The organism is Terrimonas ginsenosidimutans, assembly GCF_022012415.1.
Classification (GTDB): Bacteria; Bacteroidota; Bacteroidia; order Chitinophagales; family Chitinophagaceae; genus Terrimonas_A; species Terrimonas_A ginsenosidimutans.
Window position 1 is genome coordinate 331,299 of record NZ_JAKLTR010000004.1, and the last position, 18,651, is coordinate 349,949.

Genomic DNA, 18,651 nt, shown 5'->3' on the forward strand with positions numbered 1-18,651 from the left:
CATGAGAAGAGTTTCTTCTTTCGTGGTGCTGATGCTATTCAGTGCATTGGCATTCGCGCAAACCCGTAGTGTTACGGGTAAGGTAACGGACGAGCAGGGAACAGCAATTCCTCTCGCAAGCATCTCTGTGAAAGGCACCACACAGGGAACTGCTGCGGATCAAAATGGTGCGTTCATCATCAAAGTAAACGTGGGAGATGTCCTGGTTGTTTCAAGCCAGGGTTATAGCCCGGTTGAGATCACCATTTCTTCGTCTGGTGCAGTAACTGCGTCCCTTCGGAAAAGCAGTGAAAGCCTGACAGAAGTTATTGTATCAAGCGGTTACAATACCAAGAAAACGCAGCGAAGCCTGACTTCCAATGCGCAGATCGTTCAGGCAGAACAGCTGAACACGATCCGTCAACCCAACATCAACAATGCCATTGCCGGTAAAGTAGCCGGAGCACAGGTACGCAGCCAGTCTGCCGCAGCGCTGGGGCGTGATGCCGTTGTTCGTTTACGTGGGGACGGTACGCTGAGCGGGCAGAGTATTCTTTATATCGTCGATGGAACACCGACCAACTCTATCGATATCAACCCTGATGATGTGGAAGACCTCACCGTATTGAATGGCCCGAGCGGCGCAGCCATCTATGGACCGCAGGCGGCTGATGGTGCAATTGTGATCACCACTAAAAGAGCAAAAAAGGGGCAGAAAGGATTAGGCATCGAGGTGAATAGCGGTGTTACCGTGGATAAGATCTATATTCTTCCCAACTATCAAAATGAATACGGCGGCGGCTCGAATTCCGTCCTTACACAATATACCTGGGCTGCCGGGCAACCCGAAGAATGGAAAGCATTGAGTGGAAAATATCATCATGACTACAGTGATGATGCGTCCTGGGGACCAAGAATGACCGGGCAGGAATACATTCCATGGTATGCATGGTATCCCAATACAAAATATTCCTATAAGACGGCGAATATGACCCCGCAGAAAGACAATATCCGTGACTTCTATAATACCGGGGTTACCACGACGAATAATATCAACTTCGCGAAAGCGGGTGATAATTATTCTACACGTTTATCCTATACAAATCTCAATGTGGAAGGTTTGATCCCGAACAGTTATTTGAGAAGAAACACATTTGCCGCTAACTTCTCTTTTGATCTCAATCCTCACCTGACGGTGGGCACTAACCTGAATTATATCACGCAGAACATGCAGGCCGAAAATAATGACGGTTACGGTAATGCATCAAGCGGAGGTTTTAATCAATGGTTCCACAGGAATATTGATATGGGCATTATGAGAGAGATGGCGGGTGTCCTGTCGCCGGCAGGAGCCACCGGAACCCCGGGCGTGCTGGCCGCATGGAATCACTCCAATCCACCCGCATATAATCCGAACCTTCCATTGAACTTCTATGGTGCTAACTATCACTACAACCCGTTCAATTATTTCAACAACCGGGAAGATCTATCCAGAAGAGACCGCCTGTTTGGAGATGTTTCCATCACCTATAAAGTAAACAGTGACATCAGGATCCGCGCTGCTTACAGAAAAAGCCTGGTTACGACCTGGTATGAGAACAAGGTTAATTACATCCTTGAAAGAAGTGCCCGTCAAACCGGAACAAGAGCAGGTTATGCAACCGGAGAATCATTCTTCTCGGATGACAGGCTTGAGCTCATCGGTACATTCAACAAAAAAGTGAATGACCTTTCTTTTGATGTACTGGCAGGTGGTGAAATCGTAAAGATCTCCGACAAGGACATCAGGGCGAACACCCGGGACGGCCTTTATATCCCGGATTTCTTCGCTTTGAGTAATTCTCTTTCCTCCATTCAATACAGCAACCAACGGAACAATGAGAAACGCCGCGCCGTGTTCGCCAGAGGAAGCATCGGCTGGAGAAATTTATTATTTGCAGATATTACATTGCGCAATGACTGGTATTCCACATTGCCGGTAACCGATAACAATATCTTTGTAAAATCGTTTGGCGCAAGCTTTGTATTCAGCGATCTTACAAAAGCAGCTTTGCCCTGGTTGAGCTACGGCAAATTAAGAGCAACCTGGGGTGAAGTACCGCAGGCTGTCGGGCCATACAGCCTTGCAATGGCTTATGGCGTTAATGCTGACCAATGGGCCGCTACGGTTCCTTCAACAAACTTTATCACACAAACAACTCCGAACGGTATCGCTGCCGCTAACATCAAAGGCGCCACTCAAACTACCAAAGAGTTAGGACTCGACCTCCGTTTCCTGAAAAGCAGGGTTGGTGTAAGTGCCACTTACTTCCACGCATCGACCGTTAACTCTCCTATCTCGATCACTGTCAGCGGAACCAGCGGTTACAGTTCCAAAACGATCAATGCAGGCGAGATCACCAGACGCGGTATGGAGATCCAGGCGTTCGCGAAACCTGTATTAACGCAGGACTTCTCCTGGGATATTAGTGTGAATTACGGACGGATACTTGAAAACAAAGTAGTGAGCCTGGCTCCTGATGTATCACAGATCACACTGTCAAATGGCACCGGCTTCAATGGGATCACTCCTCCGTTTACAGTTCACCAGGTTGGTCAGACATGGGGTATGCTGATCGGTGGCGGTAAAAGGTACGTCGATGGAAAACCCGTTGTCACTTCAGAAGGTCTGTTCGTAAAAGATGAAAATGTAAAATTCGGTTCTGTATTGCCTGACTACACTGGTGGTTTCCAAAACTCTTTCAATTACAAGAACATTGTATTGAACGTTAACATCGACTTCCAGGTTGGTGGCAAATTCTTTTCCATGTCTGATATGTGGGGCTCTTACTCAGGCCTGACGTCCCGAACGGTTGGACTGAATGATAAGGGCAACCCGATCCGCGATGCAGTCGCAGATGGCGGTGGGATCCGCGTAATAGGAGTTGATGAGAATAAGAACCCTGTTGATGTCTATGTAGAGGCACAGGATTACTTCCATTCCATGGTTGAGAATAACGTGTTCGATGAGTTTATTTATGATCTCACGTTTGTAAAAATGCGCGAAGTCAGCCTTGGCTACAGACTACCTGTGCAAAAATGGGGTTTCACCGGCAAATGGCTGCAGAATGCAACACTTTCTTTCATTGCGCGGAATCCATTAATGATCTACCGTAAAGCTAAAGATTTTGATCCCTCAGAGATCAGCAATGTGTTTGGCGAGAACGGACAATTCCCAGGCACCAGATCACTCGGTATTAACCTCAAACTTGGCTTCTAATATTTATTGGAAAAAATTATCAATATGAAATCAGTAAAAGTTTTATCATTCCTACTGGCTGCATCTGTAATAGCTGCCGGCTGTAGTAAGTTCGGAGACACAAATGTGAATCCCAATGGAGCTACAGACCCATCCACAGCAGCTTTGCTTAGCGGTGTAGAAGCGGGACTGGGCAGCTATGCCACACAGACCCGAGAAGGTTTATATTCTCAGTATTTCTCCGAAACGCAATACACAGAAGTATCCAACTACGCACTGCCCCGGCTGGATTTTGACGCCGTGTACTCAGGTGCCCTGTTCGATCTTCAAAACATCATCCGGTACAATACCGACGCAGACAAGCTGGCGCTTTCCGCAAAATTTGGTTCAGCCAATCATCAGATCGCTATCGCCAGGATCCTGAAGGCATATATATTCTGGACTATCACCGACAGATGGGGAGACGTTCCCTATTTTGAAGCACTTAAGGGTGAAGAGGAATTAACGCCCGCATACGATACGCAGGAAGCGATCTATAAAGATCTTGTGAAGGAATTGAAAGAGGCAAGCGACCAGTTTGATGGAGGATCGATTGCAACGGGAGATCTTCTCTATCGTGGTGTTGCAGCATCATGGAAACGACTCGCTAATACGCTGCGAATGCTGATCAGTTTACGCACGTCTAAAGTATATCCCAACCCGGGCGAATGGGCTGCAACAGAATTTGCAAATGCCTATGCTGACAGCGACGGATACATCAGTGACAGCACACAAAACCTCACCTTGTTTTATCCGGGCACTGCTGCTTACAGAAACCCGTGGTATAATCTTTACCTGACCCGCGCTGACTTCGCACAGTCAAAGGTGATGACTGATTTTATGGCAGCGTACAACGATCCAAGGCAAACTTCGTTCGGTTCATCCACTATCGGTTTTCCCTATGGATTAACCAGATTCGATGCGGTGACCTTTGGAGAGAATAATCCCACCTATTCACGTATCCACCCGTCAGCTTATCGCGCAGCGGGTGCACCGGTAGTAGTAGTTTCTTCCGCGCATGTGATGCTGGCCGTAGCAGAAGCCAGACAACGTGGCTGGATCGCCGGAGATGTTACAGAAGCCTATCAAAAGGGCATTTCTGAATCATGGAGACAATGGGGGGCAAAAGGAGACATCAATGCTTATGTCGGACAGGCGAATGTCTCACTGGCCGGAGGAAATGCATTATCCAAGATCCATATGCAGCAATATTTTGCATTCTACCCTAATGGAATGCAGGCATGGGCTAACTGGCGCAGGACGGGTGTTCCCGCACTGGTGCCTTCGCCCAACGCGAGCAATCCGAGCAAACAGATCCCGAGACGTTTTACCTATGGTTCACTCGCCTACTCTGTAAATGGCGAGAACACCAATACGGCTGTTGGCAGACTAAGCGGGGGAGATACTCCGGATACAAAAGTTTGGTGGGATAAATAACCAGTAACGATAAACGCCACCATCTACTGTCAGTTCAATCTCCTGGGAAAAGTAAAAGGCCAACTCATTGATTTGAGTTGGCCTTTATTTATTCATTCATCCTGGCTACATCGTTAACCATCGACAATTTCTATCCTCATGATGCCGTAGGGCAACCATCATCAAAAACAACAGGCCGGCACCTTTTGACGCCGCGGCTTTACGATATCGACTGTAAATGAGCGGCCGCTGCACTCTATAATATGCTCCAATTATAGTAAAGACACATACAATAACGTTAGATCCTCATTGGTTGATCTTATATCTTTTCATCTACAGAAAGCCTGGTTAAAATAGCATAAGAAAAGGTTTAACAAAGGATAAGAGAATGATAACAGATTTTTTTGTTTTTTTGCCGCTGAAGAAGATCAACTCTGAGCAGCCCTTAATAAGTCATTACAAAAACTTTACAGACGAATGAAAAAAACGCTGATCGCCTGCCTGTGTCTTCTTGTTTCTTCTTTGACGATTTCAGTTAATGCGCAACAGAACCAATTCTCAGGGTGGCTGGGCGTGTTTAACACAATAAAACTGGGAAAGAAAACCACGCTTCTCAACGATGTTCAATTTCGAAGCACCGACGAGATCCAGCATCTTCAAACCCTGCTTATCCGTTCGGGATTGCAATACAGCATCACGAATAAACTCGGCCTGACACTGGGTTATGCATCAATCGATAACCGCCGGCAGTTATCCGGTGTAAGCGGCTACCTGATGGAGCACAGGATCTGGCAACAGCTGATCTATAACCATAAAACGGGTCCCGTGTTTATTCAACACCGTCTGCGATCTGAGCAAAGATTTATCCCTGCCGCACGGATCAACAATAATAATGAGCTTGAAAAAGATGGCTTCGGTAATGCATACCGTCTTCGTTATTTCATACGCAATATCGTTCCGCTGAAAAAACAAACCGGCGCTTTTACAGAAGGATTATTTGCCTCTCTTCAGAATGAGGTGTTTATCAATACCGGGAACAAATCAAATGTAAACGGAAAAACCTTTGATCAGAATCGTCTTTATATTGCTGGCGGATATCGCATAAACAAAAAGATCGACCTTGAAGCAGGTTACATGTATCAGTATACCCAGGGAAGAAATAATACCTCGATCAACAATCATATAGCGCAGATCGCGACCTACCTGCGGTTATGAAATCCTGCAGCTAAAACACATTTTTAAACCGGAATGCGTCGGTTCCCACAGATGGTACAGATTTGCCTGTAAAAAATAAACCGGTAAAACTATACGGGCGCTAAGCAAATCTTGCGTCAGCAACCTGTTCTATATTGATGAATGTCATAAAAATCTGCTGGGACCTACATAACCCGATACGGCAATATGAGATCATGGAAGCGTGTTTGCCAGTTGCATCAACTCCTCTCTCGACACACCGCCCCTGATTATATTGCCATTTTTATCGATCATCACACTGAATGGGATCCCGCGTTTGCTCACATCTATTTTGAATGCGGTAACCAGGGGAGAGTCAAACGCTTTAAGGTCTGACAGACTGATATAATTCAATTTATCATCACCGGTAGCTTCGATCCATTTATGCTTTTTATCGTCAAGAGAAAAAGCCACCAGCGCTATTTTGCCGTCTGCCTGGATCTGATCTGCTACTGTTACCATGTAGCGGTTCTCAACACGGCAGGGCGCGCACCACGAAGACCAGAAATCGAGCAACAGATATTTCCCCGGAATATCTTTAAGTCTGACATTACCACCCGATGTATCCATAAAAACGAGGTCAAGGATCGATGGATCATATGTCTGTTGGGAACTCCAGATCTTTTTCAGCCTTATCTGTTCCGCAAAGAATCTTCCATTGGCCGTCTTTCTCATCGAATCTGGAAATGATTGAAAAAGACTATCCAACTGTTCTGGCCTGACATCCGTTAAAGCAGGTATGACCAGGTAGCGTAATGCGTAAAAATTTTCTGATGTTCTGTCATGCTCCGCCAGGAATGCATAGATGTGGTTGTTTTGCTCCCTGGTTACAACGTAAGACGAGTCTGATAGCTTCATGATCAATTCAGGGTCCTGTGCCCTTTTTTCCTGCCGGGATAAAGAATCAATCGCGTTCTTGTAATAATTGATCAACTCCGTTATCGATGAGAAAATGGGTGCAGCCGGTTTTGTTTCTTTTACCATTATTTCGCCGGCAGGAACATCTGGCGAAGCTTCCTTTGAATTGTTATTTGATCTTTCGTTTTGGCAGGCTGCCAGGAATAAAAGGCCAATTGCGAAGGCAAACAGCACGATATGGTTTCGAAGCTTTTCCATATAGAGATAGTTGGTTTACAGTAATCAGGTAGATTTACGGGGCGTTATCCATCACCATCCGGACCGGAATAGATTCCCGATAAGCTAGAGTAAAAGGATCACTATTTCCTGGAACCAAACGCAAACAATGGTTTTTTGCGCAAAGAATGTTTGGTAGTCAGCGATATTTTCTGAGAACTCATCAGCAATTTACTTTTTGGCCATATAAAAACCTTCATTCCCCGTCATCCCCGTGAAAATTAACCCTTTAAAAGCCAAAACTTTTTCGCATTTTTGTGAATGTACAACCGGTACCGAATGAAACAGGACATCTATCTTTCTTTAACGGGTAAAAAGCAGCAGGGCAAAAAGTCCTTTGCTGTGCTGATCGATCCAGATAAGGTCAATAAAGCCATCCTGGATGAACTGATCGGATTATCGGTTTCCGCAAAGGTTGATTATCTGCTGGTTGGTGGTAGCCTGGTCATCTCCAATCACCTGGATGAGTGCGTTCAGCACATCAAACAGAACTGTTCCATTCCCGTTGTTCTTTTTCCCGGCAGCCCTTCTCAGATCACCCGGCATGCGGATGCGCTGTTGTATCTGTCGCTGATCTCCGGACGCAATCCCGAACTTTTGATCGGCCAGCACGTGGTATCGGCACCCGCCGTTCGCCAAAGCGGGTTGGAGATCATGTCCACCGGTTATATCGTCATCGATGGAGGAGCGCCAACTACCGTTTCGTATATCAGCAATGCGGCGCCTGTGCCTGCTGATAAAAATGAAATCGCCATGTGTACCGCAATGGCGGGTGAAATGCTCGGCATGAAGCTGATCTATATGGACGCCGGTAGCGGAGCGCGCCGCGCAATTTCGGAGAGCATGATCGAAGCAGTCTCTAAAAGCATTTCTACCCCACTCATCATTGGCGGAGGGATCACTCATCCTGAAAAGGCTTACCTGAACTGTAAAGCCGGAGCCGATGTGATCGTTGTCGGAAATGCCATCGAAAAAGATGCTTCATTGATCCGTGAAATGAGTGATGCGATCCATTCCATCACTGTAACAGCTTAGCTATCCTGTAACTGTATCAATCCTCTCTCTCGAGATACCGGGGAAGCCGCAATTTCCCGGGTGTTTCAGCCGCGCTGATCAGATCTTTTGCCGCATGTGCGATCGCTTTGACAATTACACAGAGATTTGCCAGATCCATCCGGGCCACCTCATCACAGGGCTTGTGATAGCAGGGCTCATCATCGTCGCTCGCCATAATGGTATGAAACGGGATCCCTTTCCTGAAAAAAGGGAAATTATCACTACGGGCAAAAAGCATCTTTTCCTCATCCGGTTCCCTGACCACCTTCAGCCCTTCTGCGGTCAGGGCCTTTTTTAAGAAAGCCGGCATTGAAGAATAGTGCTGGCCCGTAATGTAAACCCTTTTCTTGCCGTATTGCGGATAACCAAGCATCTCTAGGTTGATCCCTGCTTTTATTTTATCCGTGGAAAGCTCCCTGGTCATCGCTGAAGAACCTCTCAAACCGATCTCCTCACCTGAAAATGCGCAAAACACCAGGGTTCTTGCATTATCATCCCTCATTGCAAAATATCTTGCAAGCATCAGCAGGGCTGTTGTACCAGACGCATTATCGTTTGCTCCATTCATGATACTATCCCGTCCTTTTTCAATCCCGATATGATCATAATGAGCGGAAAAAACGATGCATTCCGAGGGCAACGTTTTTCCTGGCAATATTCCGGCGATATTGTAGCTGACAGACCTGTAATACGCTTCCTCCGCCACCAATCGCATCGTCTGCGGAGCATCCACACCAGTGATCAGGAGCCTTGCCCCTGCAAACGTATCTGCGGGGAGACGTATCCTCTTCCAGTCCTCCTCTTTCAATGGGTTGACTGTCCACAAAAGCAGATCATCCTGCACATCCTGGTAGCGCTGCAGAATATCAGCACTGACAGAATCGATCCTTATCACCTTGAATGAGGAAAGTTCCCGTGGTTGATAAATCCCCGGAGCATTGTGAAAGTACAGGTAGTCGTCCGGGCTGACCACTCTGCCATTCCATTCAAGCCTGTCTTTCTTACTTTCAGAAGGGCCGCCATTCGGTTGAAAGGCATGAAAGAAACTACCACCCGGCAAAGGTCTCAATCCTGAATGGGCGAAGTCATTCATCACAAAACCGGCCGCCTTCAACAGATCGGGAGTCAGGTTTCCCCGGCCACGCAATGAGTCGCCGGCCAACACTGTAATGATCTCTCTTGCCCTTTGCTCAGGAAAAGAATCTGTAACCGGTTGTTGTGCCAATAAAAAAGGCCATGCTCCTAAAAGCATGGCCAGAAGATGTCCAATTTTTTTATGCATTACCTACATACATTGTTATCTCAGATCCTCTGTTTTTACCCTGCTTGGCGTGTCCTTGCCTGCAACGATGCTGCGTGCACTTAACGCGATCGATTTGATCACCATGGCCATGTTCGCCATATCAAGTGTTTCAACATGATCACTCACTTTATGATAATGTGGTTCCACATCCATCTTGGAAGTCGAGATTGTGTGAGCAGGCACGCCTAATCTCGCCAGTGTTGCGTTATCGGAGCGATAGAACAACTGCTGCTCCGTGTACGGGTCCGGATAGAATGTGAAGCCTGTTCCTTCCAGGTTCTTTTGAAGTATTGTGCCCATATCCGTTTTATCATATCCTGTAATATAGGCTGAGTTCTTTCCCCACTTGCTTTCAGTTCCGATCATCTCCAGGTTGAACATCGCCACTACTTTAGCCGGATCGAATTGTTTGGAGAAATAAGTTGAACCATACATTCCCACTTCTTCCCCGGTGAACGCTGCGAACACGATCGTACGCTCATTATTCTTCAATTCCTTGTAATACTTTGCCAGTAACATTACACCCGTAGTGCCGGCTGCATCATCGTTTGCGCCATTGTAGATCGAATCGCCATTTACAGGTTTGCCAATACCGATATGATCATAGTGACCAGAAAAAATCACATACTCATCTTTTTTACTTTTTCCAGGCAAAACACCTACTACATTCGCCAGCGGTTGTTCGGTAAGTTCAAATTTTGCTTCGATCAGGAAATCGGAAGCAGGTTTTGAATCCAGGATCAGAACGATATTATTTTCTTTTTTGAATGCGGCTCTCCTCAGCGAAGACGACACACGCGTAAAGATATTTGCAAAGCTGGGATCAATGTAAATGATCATGTTTTTTCCTGACTGTACCAGCTTCGGATATTCAACATTAAAGTTTGCACCAGCGGCGATGCTTCCAACTTCATAACCGGAAGCAGGGGTTACCTTTACTTCTGCCTGTGTAGTTGAAACCGCCACGTTCTTTGCATCGATCGGTTTGCCATCCAATGTCGCTGATAAACTTGTCTGTTTTGTTCCGATAAGCGCAAACTTCTGGAGATAAGAACCGCTACCCTTCCAGGTCTCAAGGCCTGCAGCTTTAAATTCCGCAGCGATAAAATCTGCCGCTTTATCTATCTCCGGAGAAAAAGTCCGGCGACCTCTCATTTCATCAGATGCCAGCACGCGCTCAATACGCTCTGCTTCTTTTGCATTAATGATCTTATCAATATTCTGCGAAAAAGAAACAGTTGCTACAGTCAGCAACACCGAGCTAAAAACGATTTTCCTCATTATGTATAATTAGAAATTTACAATATTAAGCCCTCATGAAGCAGGAACTTATTTTAATTCTACTTTCGATTTTTTACTTTCTTAAAGGCTCATCATTTCCTTGAACTTAACCGTTTGACGGCGGCTTACTTCTATCTTCTCCCCTCCTTTCAGTTCAAGCAGTAACCCTCCATTAAAGTAAGGTTCGATCTTTTCGATCAACCGGAGGTTCACAATATGCTTTCTGTTAGCGCGGAAGAAGAATTTTTCATCCAGTCTTTCTTCCAGTGCGTTCAGAGATTTCAGGATAAGCGGTTTGTTAGGGCCGAAGAAAACCTTCGCGTAGTTTCCCACGCTTTCAAAAAGCCTGATCTCACTCAGCTTCACAAACCAGCAGCGCTCCCCATCTTTTACAAAAACCTGGTCATGCTCACCGAGAATACTATTGTTTACAAACTCGCCGTTCACTTTCACTTCCTTTGCTTCGGCTGCATGCAGCTTATGGATAGCGTCAGCAAGGCGTTTTGGTTCAACAGGCTTAAGCAGGTAATCAAGGGCGTTTACTTCGAATGCTTTAAGAGCAAACTCGTCATACGCTGTAGTGAAAATGACCTGAGGGGCACGTTCCAGTTGCGCCAGCATGTCAAACCCGGTTTTACCTGGCATCTGGATATCAAGGAAGATCAGATCAGGTTGAAGACTGTCAATTTTAGCGATGCCCTCTTCCGCATTCGCGGCTTCGTCTATCACTTCTATTTCTGGAAATTCCTGTAACAGTTTTTTAAGTTCAGTCCTTGCCAGGCGTTCATCATCGATAATAATAGCTCGCATGTGATTTTTTTTAATGATCGGCTGTGAATGGGATCAACACCCTTGCTTCCACAAGTTCAGGTGTTGCCTGTCTGATTTCAAATTTAGCTTTATTTCCGTACAAAAGATTTAACCGGTTAGTGGTGCTGGACAAGCCAAAACCACTGCCGTTCACCTGGCTGTTCAACAAGCCGGTATTCTGCACAGATAACTCATGGAAGTTGTTTTTCAATACGGAGATCACTCTCACTACTCCTCCTTTTATCTGTTTGCTGATGCCGTGCTTGATCGCGTTCTCCACCAGTGTCTGCAGCATCATCGGAGGTACTGGAAGATCAAGCGTATCCTCATCCACTTCGTATTCAATTTTCAGACGGTCTTCAAAACGCATATTCTCCAGCGCGAGATAATCTTTTACAATATCCAGTTCTTTTTCCATCGGAGCCTGTTCAGATTTATCAGACTGCATGCTGCTCCGCAGGATATTGCTCAGCTCAGTAATTGCACGTCTAGCCCGCTCAGGATTTTCATCTACCAGTGCACGTATGCTGTTGAGGGAGTTAAAAATAAAATGAGGATTGATATGCGCTTTGATCGTCTTTAATTCAAGTTCTTTTACAAGCGATTCCAGCCTTAAAGTATCCAGTTGCTGTTTACGGCTTTTCGTCACATAGTGATAAATGAAATAGATCAGGTTCCAGATGACGATATTGATAAAAAAGTAGAACGCACCGCTCAGGATCAGCAGCAACGGGCGGTCTACGAAGTTCTTCTCGCCATCATTCAGCAGTCCGAGGCTTTCGCATGCCTGCATATAAAGGGTGGCGGTGATCAGGGAAAAAGCTATGGAGATGAAAAAGAACTGGGCAACTTGCTTCTCGATCGTTTTCTGCAGGGTATTCAGCTGAATGATGACCGCCCGCATCAGATGGGTGAACACTATACCCAGCAAAACAAAAATGCCAAGGCGGGTCAATACAAGCCGCCGCGACTCCGCATCACCCATTTTCTCAAAAAAGATGGCAAAGAATACATTGATGGCAGCAAAGGAGCCCCAACCAATCACCTGAAACAGCCAGTATAAAGAGTTACCTATCCGCATAAATTCAAATCTAATTATTTCTGCTCCGGTTGAAATTGATAATTATCCAGCGTCATCTCTTTCATCATTTCTTCCAGTCGCCAAACATCCTGTTGTTGCCTGCGGCTTGCGGATACAAAATGAGAGACGAAATAGACCAGGTTCCAGATCACAGTATTCAGAAAAAAATAAAAACTTCCTCTTAGGATCAGCAGCAAGGGCCTGCCGGCAAAAGCGGCGTCCCCTTCGCCCAGCATCTCCCACCTTAAACATCCCATCGCATACAAGGTGCCCGGGAGGACGGAGAAGACGACTGATAAAAAGAAAAAATAAGCAAATTGCTTGTCGAGCGACTTCTTTACGACATTTAGCCGTTGTATCACTGACCGCATCAAGTGGGTTGCAGCAAGGCCAGACAGGATAAATAGCGATAATCTGGCGATCGCCAGTTGCCGTGACGGAGCATCAGCCATTCTCTCAAAGAAGAAGGCAAAGAACATATTGATCGCAGCAAAACTGCCCCAACCAATAAGCTGGAATAGCCAGTATATTGACTTACCGTTACTCATGTGAACAAATCTAACTAATTCCGCCGCCGGCGAACATGGTAAATATATACCAGTGGGCGAGAAAATAGACAAAAGGGAGCAGGGAAATATGGCCGAGAAGCGTTCAACGTTCACCGTTGTCCGCTGACCGGATCAAAGCTGTTGCTGATGTACATAGCCGAAGCTCCGGCGGAACATTCACGATCAGCCCATAATTCCGGGCAACGGGCAAAGGTGAATAGACAACGCGCCTTCCCAATCCACCGAAAAAGCCTACTTTTGTCGCCAAAACCGCCCTCCATGGAGATTATACCCGGACCGTTGTTAAAGACGATCGATTCACCTGCCGATCTCAAAAAGCTTCCGCGCGAAAAATTGCACCAGGTTTGCGACGAATTGCGTCAATATATCATTGATGTGGTGAGTGTGCATGGCGGGCACTTCGGCGCAAGTCTCGGTGTAGTTGAACTGACAACTGCACTTCATTACGTGTATAATACACCTTATGACCAGCTCGTATGGGACGTCGGCCACCAGGCTTATGGACATAAGATCCTGACCGGCCGCCGCGACAATTTCGTCACCAACCGGAAATACAACGGCATCAGCGGGTTCCCCAAAAGAAGCGAAAGCGAATATGACACATTTGGCGTGGGACATTCTTCCACCTCTATTTCCGCTGCATTAGGAATGGCGATGGCCGCCAAATACAAGGGCGAAACAGACCGCAAGACCGTGGCAGTGATCGGCGACGGCTCCATGACCGCAGGGATGGCTTTCGAAGCCATGAACCACGCCGGCGTGGCAAACTCCGATATGCTGATCATTCTTAATGATAATGGGATCGGTATCGACCCTAATACCGGCGCACTGAAAGAATACCTCACTGATATCTCTACATCACCTACCTACAATAAAGTAAAAGATGATGTCTGGAAACTGATGGGCAAACTGCCCGTTGGCAAGAACTTCACCCGCGCCATGGGTCACAAACTTGTGGAAGGACTGAAAGGAATGGTCAACAGCAGCGCCAATCTTTTCGAAGCATTGAAGATCCGGTATTTCGGACCTATTGATGGGCATAATGTCGCAAAACTGGTGGATACATTGAAAGACCTTCGTGACATTCCCGGGCCGAAGCTCCTGCATATTGTTACCACTAAAGGAAAGGGATATGCACTGGCGGAGCAGGACCAGACCAAATGGCACGCACCCGGATTGTTCGACAAAGTGACGGGCGAGATCTTTAAAAAGAAATTCGACACACCACAGCCGCCCAAATACCAGGATGTTTTTGGCCATACGCTGATCGAACTGGCTGAACGCAACCAACGGATCTTCGGTATCACTCCTGCCATGCCTTCCGGTTCATCATTGAAATTCATGATGGAGAAAATGCCGGATCGTGCGTTTGATGTCGGCATTTGCGAACAGCATGCGGTGACACTCAGCGCTGGTATGGCCACACAGGGCATGCGCGTATTCTGCAATATTTACTCTTCTTTCATGCAACGCGCCTATGACCAGGTTGTGCATGATGTAGCGATCCAAAAACTGCCGGTTGTATTCTGCCTCGACCGTGCAGGCCTCGTTGGTGACGACGGACCAACACACCACGGCGCTTACGATATCGCCTATATGCGTTGCATCCCGAACATCGTGATCAGCGCACCAATGAATGAAAGCGAACTCAGGAACCTGATGTATACCTCGCAGCTTGAATCTACCGATGTCCCCTTTGTGATCCGCTATCCCCGTGGCGAAGGCACCATGCCAGAATGGAAAACAGAAATGAAGGAGATCACGATCGGAAAAGGACGCAAACTGAAAGATGGTGATGGCATTGCCATCCTTTCATTCGGACATCCGGGAAATTTTGCTGCCAGCGCTATCCGCGATCTGAAACTGGAAGGTGTCAACCCCGGACATTACGATATGCGCTTCGCAAAACCTCTGGATGAAGAACTGTTACATGAAGCATGTCAGCGTTACCAGAAGCTCATTACTGTAGAAGACGGATGTATCGAAGGAGGTTTCGGCAGCGCCGTACTCGAGTTCATGGCGAAACATAATTACAAAAACGAAGTACGCATCCTCGGCATTCCTGATCGCATTGTAGAACATGGAACACCAAAAGAACTGCAGCATGAATGTAAATATGATGCCGTAGCGATCAAAGAAACTGTACTGGAGATGATGAAGGATAAAGTTCGCGTTACTGAATTGCTGGGATAAACTAATTTATCGACTACAATAAAAAAGCCTCATCAGTAAACCTGATGAGGCTTTTTTATTTACCTGGCGTAGCAGTATCGCTAAGAACGCCAGGAGGAAAAGCGCAAAGGGCGCTAAGAGATGATCTTAGCGCCCTTTGCGGCTCTTTGCGTGCTCTGCGATACTTCTGCCACGCAAATATTAAAACATTCAATCTTCCATGTCAAACGCTCTTGTACCTAAATGCTCTTCCAGGTCACCTTTCTCCACACCATTCTTCCACCAGTCAGGAGCCGGTGCACCTTTCAGGTAATGATCGAAGAATTCCATCATACGAACAGCGTAGTCTTTCCTGTTCTCAATTTTTGCGATCCCATGGTTTTCTCCTTTGTAAGTGATCATCACCACTGGTTTTTTCAAACGGCGAAGTGCATTGTAAAACTCGATACCCTGCGTAAAGTCAACCGCACCATCCTTATCATTATGCAATAACAGGATCGGTGTATTTACTTTCTTCACATGATAAATAGGTGAGTTACGGAGATAAGAATCCCAGTTCTCCCATGGAGCACCTTTGAAGCGTCCCTGGGAAGCTTCGAAGATCGCCATATTACCGCCACCAGAGTTCCAGTAGATCAGATCATACATGCTGACCATATTGGTCAGGGCAGCTCCGGGAGCTGCGGCTTTGAACATATTAGTTTGCGTAGCAAGGAATGCAGTCTGATAACCTCCCCAGCTATGTCCCTGTATCCCGATGTTCTTCTCATCGATCACACCGGTAGCAATAGCAGCTTTTACCGCCGGTATTACACACCAGACTGCGCTCATACCCGGGTCATCCATTTTATAAACGATATCCGGCATGAACACTGCATAACCATTGCTGGTATACATCGCAGGCTGCCATCCGCCACCCGGAAAATCAGGATTGCTGTAAGCATTCTTCCCCTGGGATGTTTTTTCGTAATAATATACGACGGTAGGATATTTTTTACCTTTCACATATCCTGCCGGCAGGTATAATGCGCCTTGTAACGTATCGCCTTTATCCGACACATAATCTACCAGCTGAGTGCCCGCACTCCATGTATATTTACCGCGGTCAGGTGCATTCTCCGTCACTTGTTTTCCGCTCTCCAATGAAGCGTTCGCAACATAAAATTCTGTCGGTTGAGAGAATCCTTCTTTTGAGAACATATATACATCGGCGTTCTTTGCCTTTGCAAGTGCATTCACTGAAATATCATCCCAGATCAGGGTTTTCACACCAGGCTGAAGACCTTTCTTACCAGCTTCGATACGTCCGATACCAGCTTTCTTTGTCCATTCGCCATACATACGTACATACAAAGGCTTCTTTAGATCGATTCCCTTCTCATCACGATCAAGCATAAAACGCCCCTGGAAACGTACTTTATCTTTACGTCCTGTAACAGTAAGATTTGTTGCGGCTTCTTTGCCGTTTGCAGCTACCTGCCAGATATCCCAGAGGTCACGGATCAGCACATACTTATTATCACTGCTCCAGCCAATGACGTTGGTCAGTGGTTTTACCACATTATGATCATCTTCCGTATTCACAAATGAAGAAGGAATGTTCTCCGTAACATTTACGTTTGTTTTACCGATCAGGTCATACACATAGTAATGACCATCTTTTCCATAAATGAATTTTGTTCCATCAGGTGATGACTGCGGCATTGCGGTAAAAGACGGCTGATAGAATTTTTCCTGGAACAATGTTTTAGCCCCTGTTTTCAGATCAACGATGTACAGGTCTGAATAAGTTTGTCCGTCAAGATTCTGATCCAGTTCATAGGCGCGGCTATCTGTTGCGATCGCAAACTGCTGTTTCGGGAAGATCGCAAGCGTACGAACCGAGCTGTCATTTACCTGTTTGAATGAAGAAGTCGCCAATGTATATGAAGCGAGATAAGTGAAGTTCTTATCCTGCATTTCCATTACCTGCTGACGGCTTTGAAGGCGTTTATCCTGCCAGTTCCAGATGATCATATCCGGTTTAGCAGGTTCGTCACCAGGAGCAACAGCTGGTTTTACATCAGGCTTTGTTTCAAGTTTAGCCAGTGCTTTCTTCAGATCTGCCAGCGATTTGATACTGGTATCTGTTTTCAGCCTTTCGATCTTCTGTGATTCTGTTTGTGCAGAAGCAGTAGCAGGAGCTTTCTTCGCCGTGTCTGCATTTTCTTTTTTAGCCGGCAGCAATGGTGCGATACCAAAGAACAGGCGGGAAAGATCTTCTGACCAGTAAGGTCTGCGGTTGCTGCTAATGGTCATTCCTTTGGGGAACACAAGCGAATCCTTCGCAGGATCATAGATCGTTACAGAAGGAACAGCACTTACATTCTTTACACCAAGTACAACACCTTTATCAGATTTGAATTTCTCATCCTTAGTTGTTTTCAGCAAGGCAAAAGCCTCACCGTCTTCTGTCCATGACAGAGATTTGTAAGACGCTTTATCGTTATCCAGCACTGTAGTTTGTTTGGCGCTTATATTCAGCAGATAAACACCGTTACCAGTCTTATTGGTTGCATCGATCGTATACGCAAGCAGGTTTCCTGCCTTGTTGAAATCAAATTCGGCAACATTGCCTATGTTCTGTGTTTTGCCGGAAGCAAGCTCTACCAGCAGGAGATCTGCGCCTCTTGGTGCATCGGCTCCGCCGCCACCCATTGTTCTTTCTTTTACAATAGAAACAGCGAGATGAGAAGAAACACGGCCATTGAATGAATACAGCCCGGCTCTTTCGAATTCGGTTTTCTTACCCGTAGAAAGTTCTACCAGGATCAACTTATCAAAAAGCTGTTTTCCGGGCGTTTTAGCGGCAGCCTTCGCTTCCTTGAATTTGGTCGTTTCTTTGAACGCCAGCCATTTTCCATCCTCCGAAAAAGTAAAGCCGGCGGATGTTCCTCCGATCGGGTACTTTCTCAGCGTTGTATCATTTACTTTTTTCACGATCAGTTCGCCATCACCTTCGCGGGTGGTCAGCGGATAAGCAACCCAGTCGCCATCCGGAGACAGGGATACACTAAAGGAGCTGATAGAACGCCAGGAGGAAATATCCTTCCATCCCATTGGACGGGCTGTCTTTGAAGAGTCTTTTTTTTCCTGTGCGCTGGCAATGAATGCCGGGAACAGGAGAAAAGGGACGATAGTTCGTTTGAGCATTTCGGTTTGGTTTGGTATAAGGGGGTGAAAATCGGAAGATACGGAAACTAGGCGAGCGCCAGAAGGGGTAAGGATGAATGGCGGGCCGCTATCCGTTGACCGTTGTCCGTTGTCCGTTGACCGTGTCCGTGTTCGTGTTCGTGTTCGT

At 46.4% G+C, this 18,651-nt stretch carries 12 protein-coding genes; 5 read left to right on the top strand and 7 right to left on the bottom strand.

The window, feature by feature from the left end; all coding sequences use genetic code 11:
- Nucleotide 1 precedes the first annotated feature (1 nt).
- The 3 genes from LZZ85_RS08900 (at nucleotide 2) to LZZ85_RS08910 (ending at nucleotide 5,887) form a co-directional block, all read left to right on the top strand.
- Complete coding sequence (locus tag LZZ85_RS08900; protein WP_237870757.1) at nucleotides 2-3,238, top strand: SusC/RagA family TonB-linked outer membrane protein; 3,237 nt, start codon at nucleotides 2-4, stop codon at nucleotides 3,236-3,238.
- A gap of 24 nt (nucleotides 3,239-3,262) precedes the next feature.
- Nucleotides 3,263-4,693 (top strand): SusD/RagB family nutrient-binding outer membrane lipoprotein, encoded by a 1,431-nt coding sequence (locus LZZ85_RS08905; protein ID WP_237870759.1) that lies wholly within the window; start codon nucleotides 3,263-3,265, stop codon nucleotides 4,691-4,693.
- Nucleotides 4,694-5,149: 456 nt separating this feature from the next.
- Entirely contained in the window at nucleotides 5,150-5,887 is a 738-nt protein-coding gene (locus LZZ85_RS08910; RefSeq protein ID WP_237870761.1) for a DUF2490 domain-containing protein, read from the top strand.
- A gap of 192 nt (nucleotides 5,888-6,079) precedes the next feature.
- Here the strand turns inward: LZZ85_RS08910 and LZZ85_RS08915 are convergent, their stop codons facing one another.
- Nucleotides 6,080-7,021, bottom strand: coding sequence for a TlpA family protein disulfide reductase (locus LZZ85_RS08915; RefSeq protein WP_237870763.1), 942 nt, complete (start codon nucleotides 7,019-7,021; stop codon nucleotides 6,080-6,082).
- A 297-nt stretch (nucleotides 7,022-7,318) separates the two neighbouring features.
- Here LZZ85_RS08915 and LZZ85_RS08920 point away from each other — a divergent pair, with 297 nt between their 5' ends.
- Nucleotides 7,319-8,074: a phosphoglycerol geranylgeranyltransferase gene (locus LZZ85_RS08920; protein WP_237870765.1), complete on the top strand. Its 756-nt coding sequence runs from the start codon at nucleotides 7,319-7,321 to the stop codon at nucleotides 8,072-8,074.
- A 16-nt stretch (nucleotides 8,075-8,090) separates the two neighbouring features.
- On the opposite strand, the gene LZZ85_RS08925 is transcribed toward LZZ85_RS08920, so the two are convergent.
- The 5 genes from LZZ85_RS08925 to LZZ85_RS08945 form a co-directional block, all read right to left on the bottom strand.
- On the bottom strand, nucleotides 8,091-9,377 hold the full coding sequence (locus tag LZZ85_RS08925; protein ID WP_237870767.1) for a M28 family metallopeptidase: 1,287 nt from the start codon (nucleotides 9,375-9,377) through the stop codon (nucleotides 8,091-8,093).
- 15 nt (nucleotides 9,378-9,392) lie between these two features.
- Entirely contained in the window at nucleotides 9,393-10,679 is a 1,287-nt protein-coding gene (locus LZZ85_RS08930; protein WP_237870769.1) for a M28 family peptidase, read from the bottom strand.
- Between the two features lie 81 nt (nucleotides 10,680-10,760).
- A complete protein-coding gene (locus tag LZZ85_RS08935) occupies nucleotides 10,761-11,489 on the bottom strand; it encodes a LytR/AlgR family response regulator transcription factor (protein WP_237870771.1) in 729 nt (242 codons plus the stop codon).
- Between the two features lie 10 nt (nucleotides 11,490-11,499).
- On the bottom strand, nucleotides 11,500-12,570 hold the full coding sequence (locus tag LZZ85_RS08940; RefSeq protein WP_237870773.1) for a sensor histidine kinase: 1,071 nt from the start codon (nucleotides 12,568-12,570) through the stop codon (nucleotides 11,500-11,502).
- A 14-nt stretch (nucleotides 12,571-12,584) separates the two neighbouring features.
- A complete protein-coding gene (locus tag LZZ85_RS08945; protein ID WP_237870775.1) occupies nucleotides 12,585-13,118 on the bottom strand; it encodes a hypothetical protein in 534 nt (177 codons plus the stop codon).
- A gap of 279 nt (nucleotides 13,119-13,397) precedes the next feature.
- On the opposite strand from LZZ85_RS08945, the gene dxs reads away from it, so the two are divergent.
- Complete coding sequence (dxs, locus tag LZZ85_RS08950) at nucleotides 13,398-15,332, top strand: 1-deoxy-D-xylulose-5-phosphate synthase (RefSeq protein WP_237870777.1); 1,935 nt, start codon at nucleotides 13,398-13,400, stop codon at nucleotides 15,330-15,332.
- Between the two features lie 189 nt (nucleotides 15,333-15,521).
- Here the strand turns inward: dxs and LZZ85_RS08955 are convergent, their stop codons facing one another.
- Entirely contained in the window at nucleotides 15,522-18,503 is a 2,982-nt protein-coding gene (locus tag LZZ85_RS08955; RefSeq protein WP_237870779.1) for a S9 family peptidase, read from the bottom strand.
- Nucleotides 18,504-18,651: the final 148 nt, after the last annotated feature.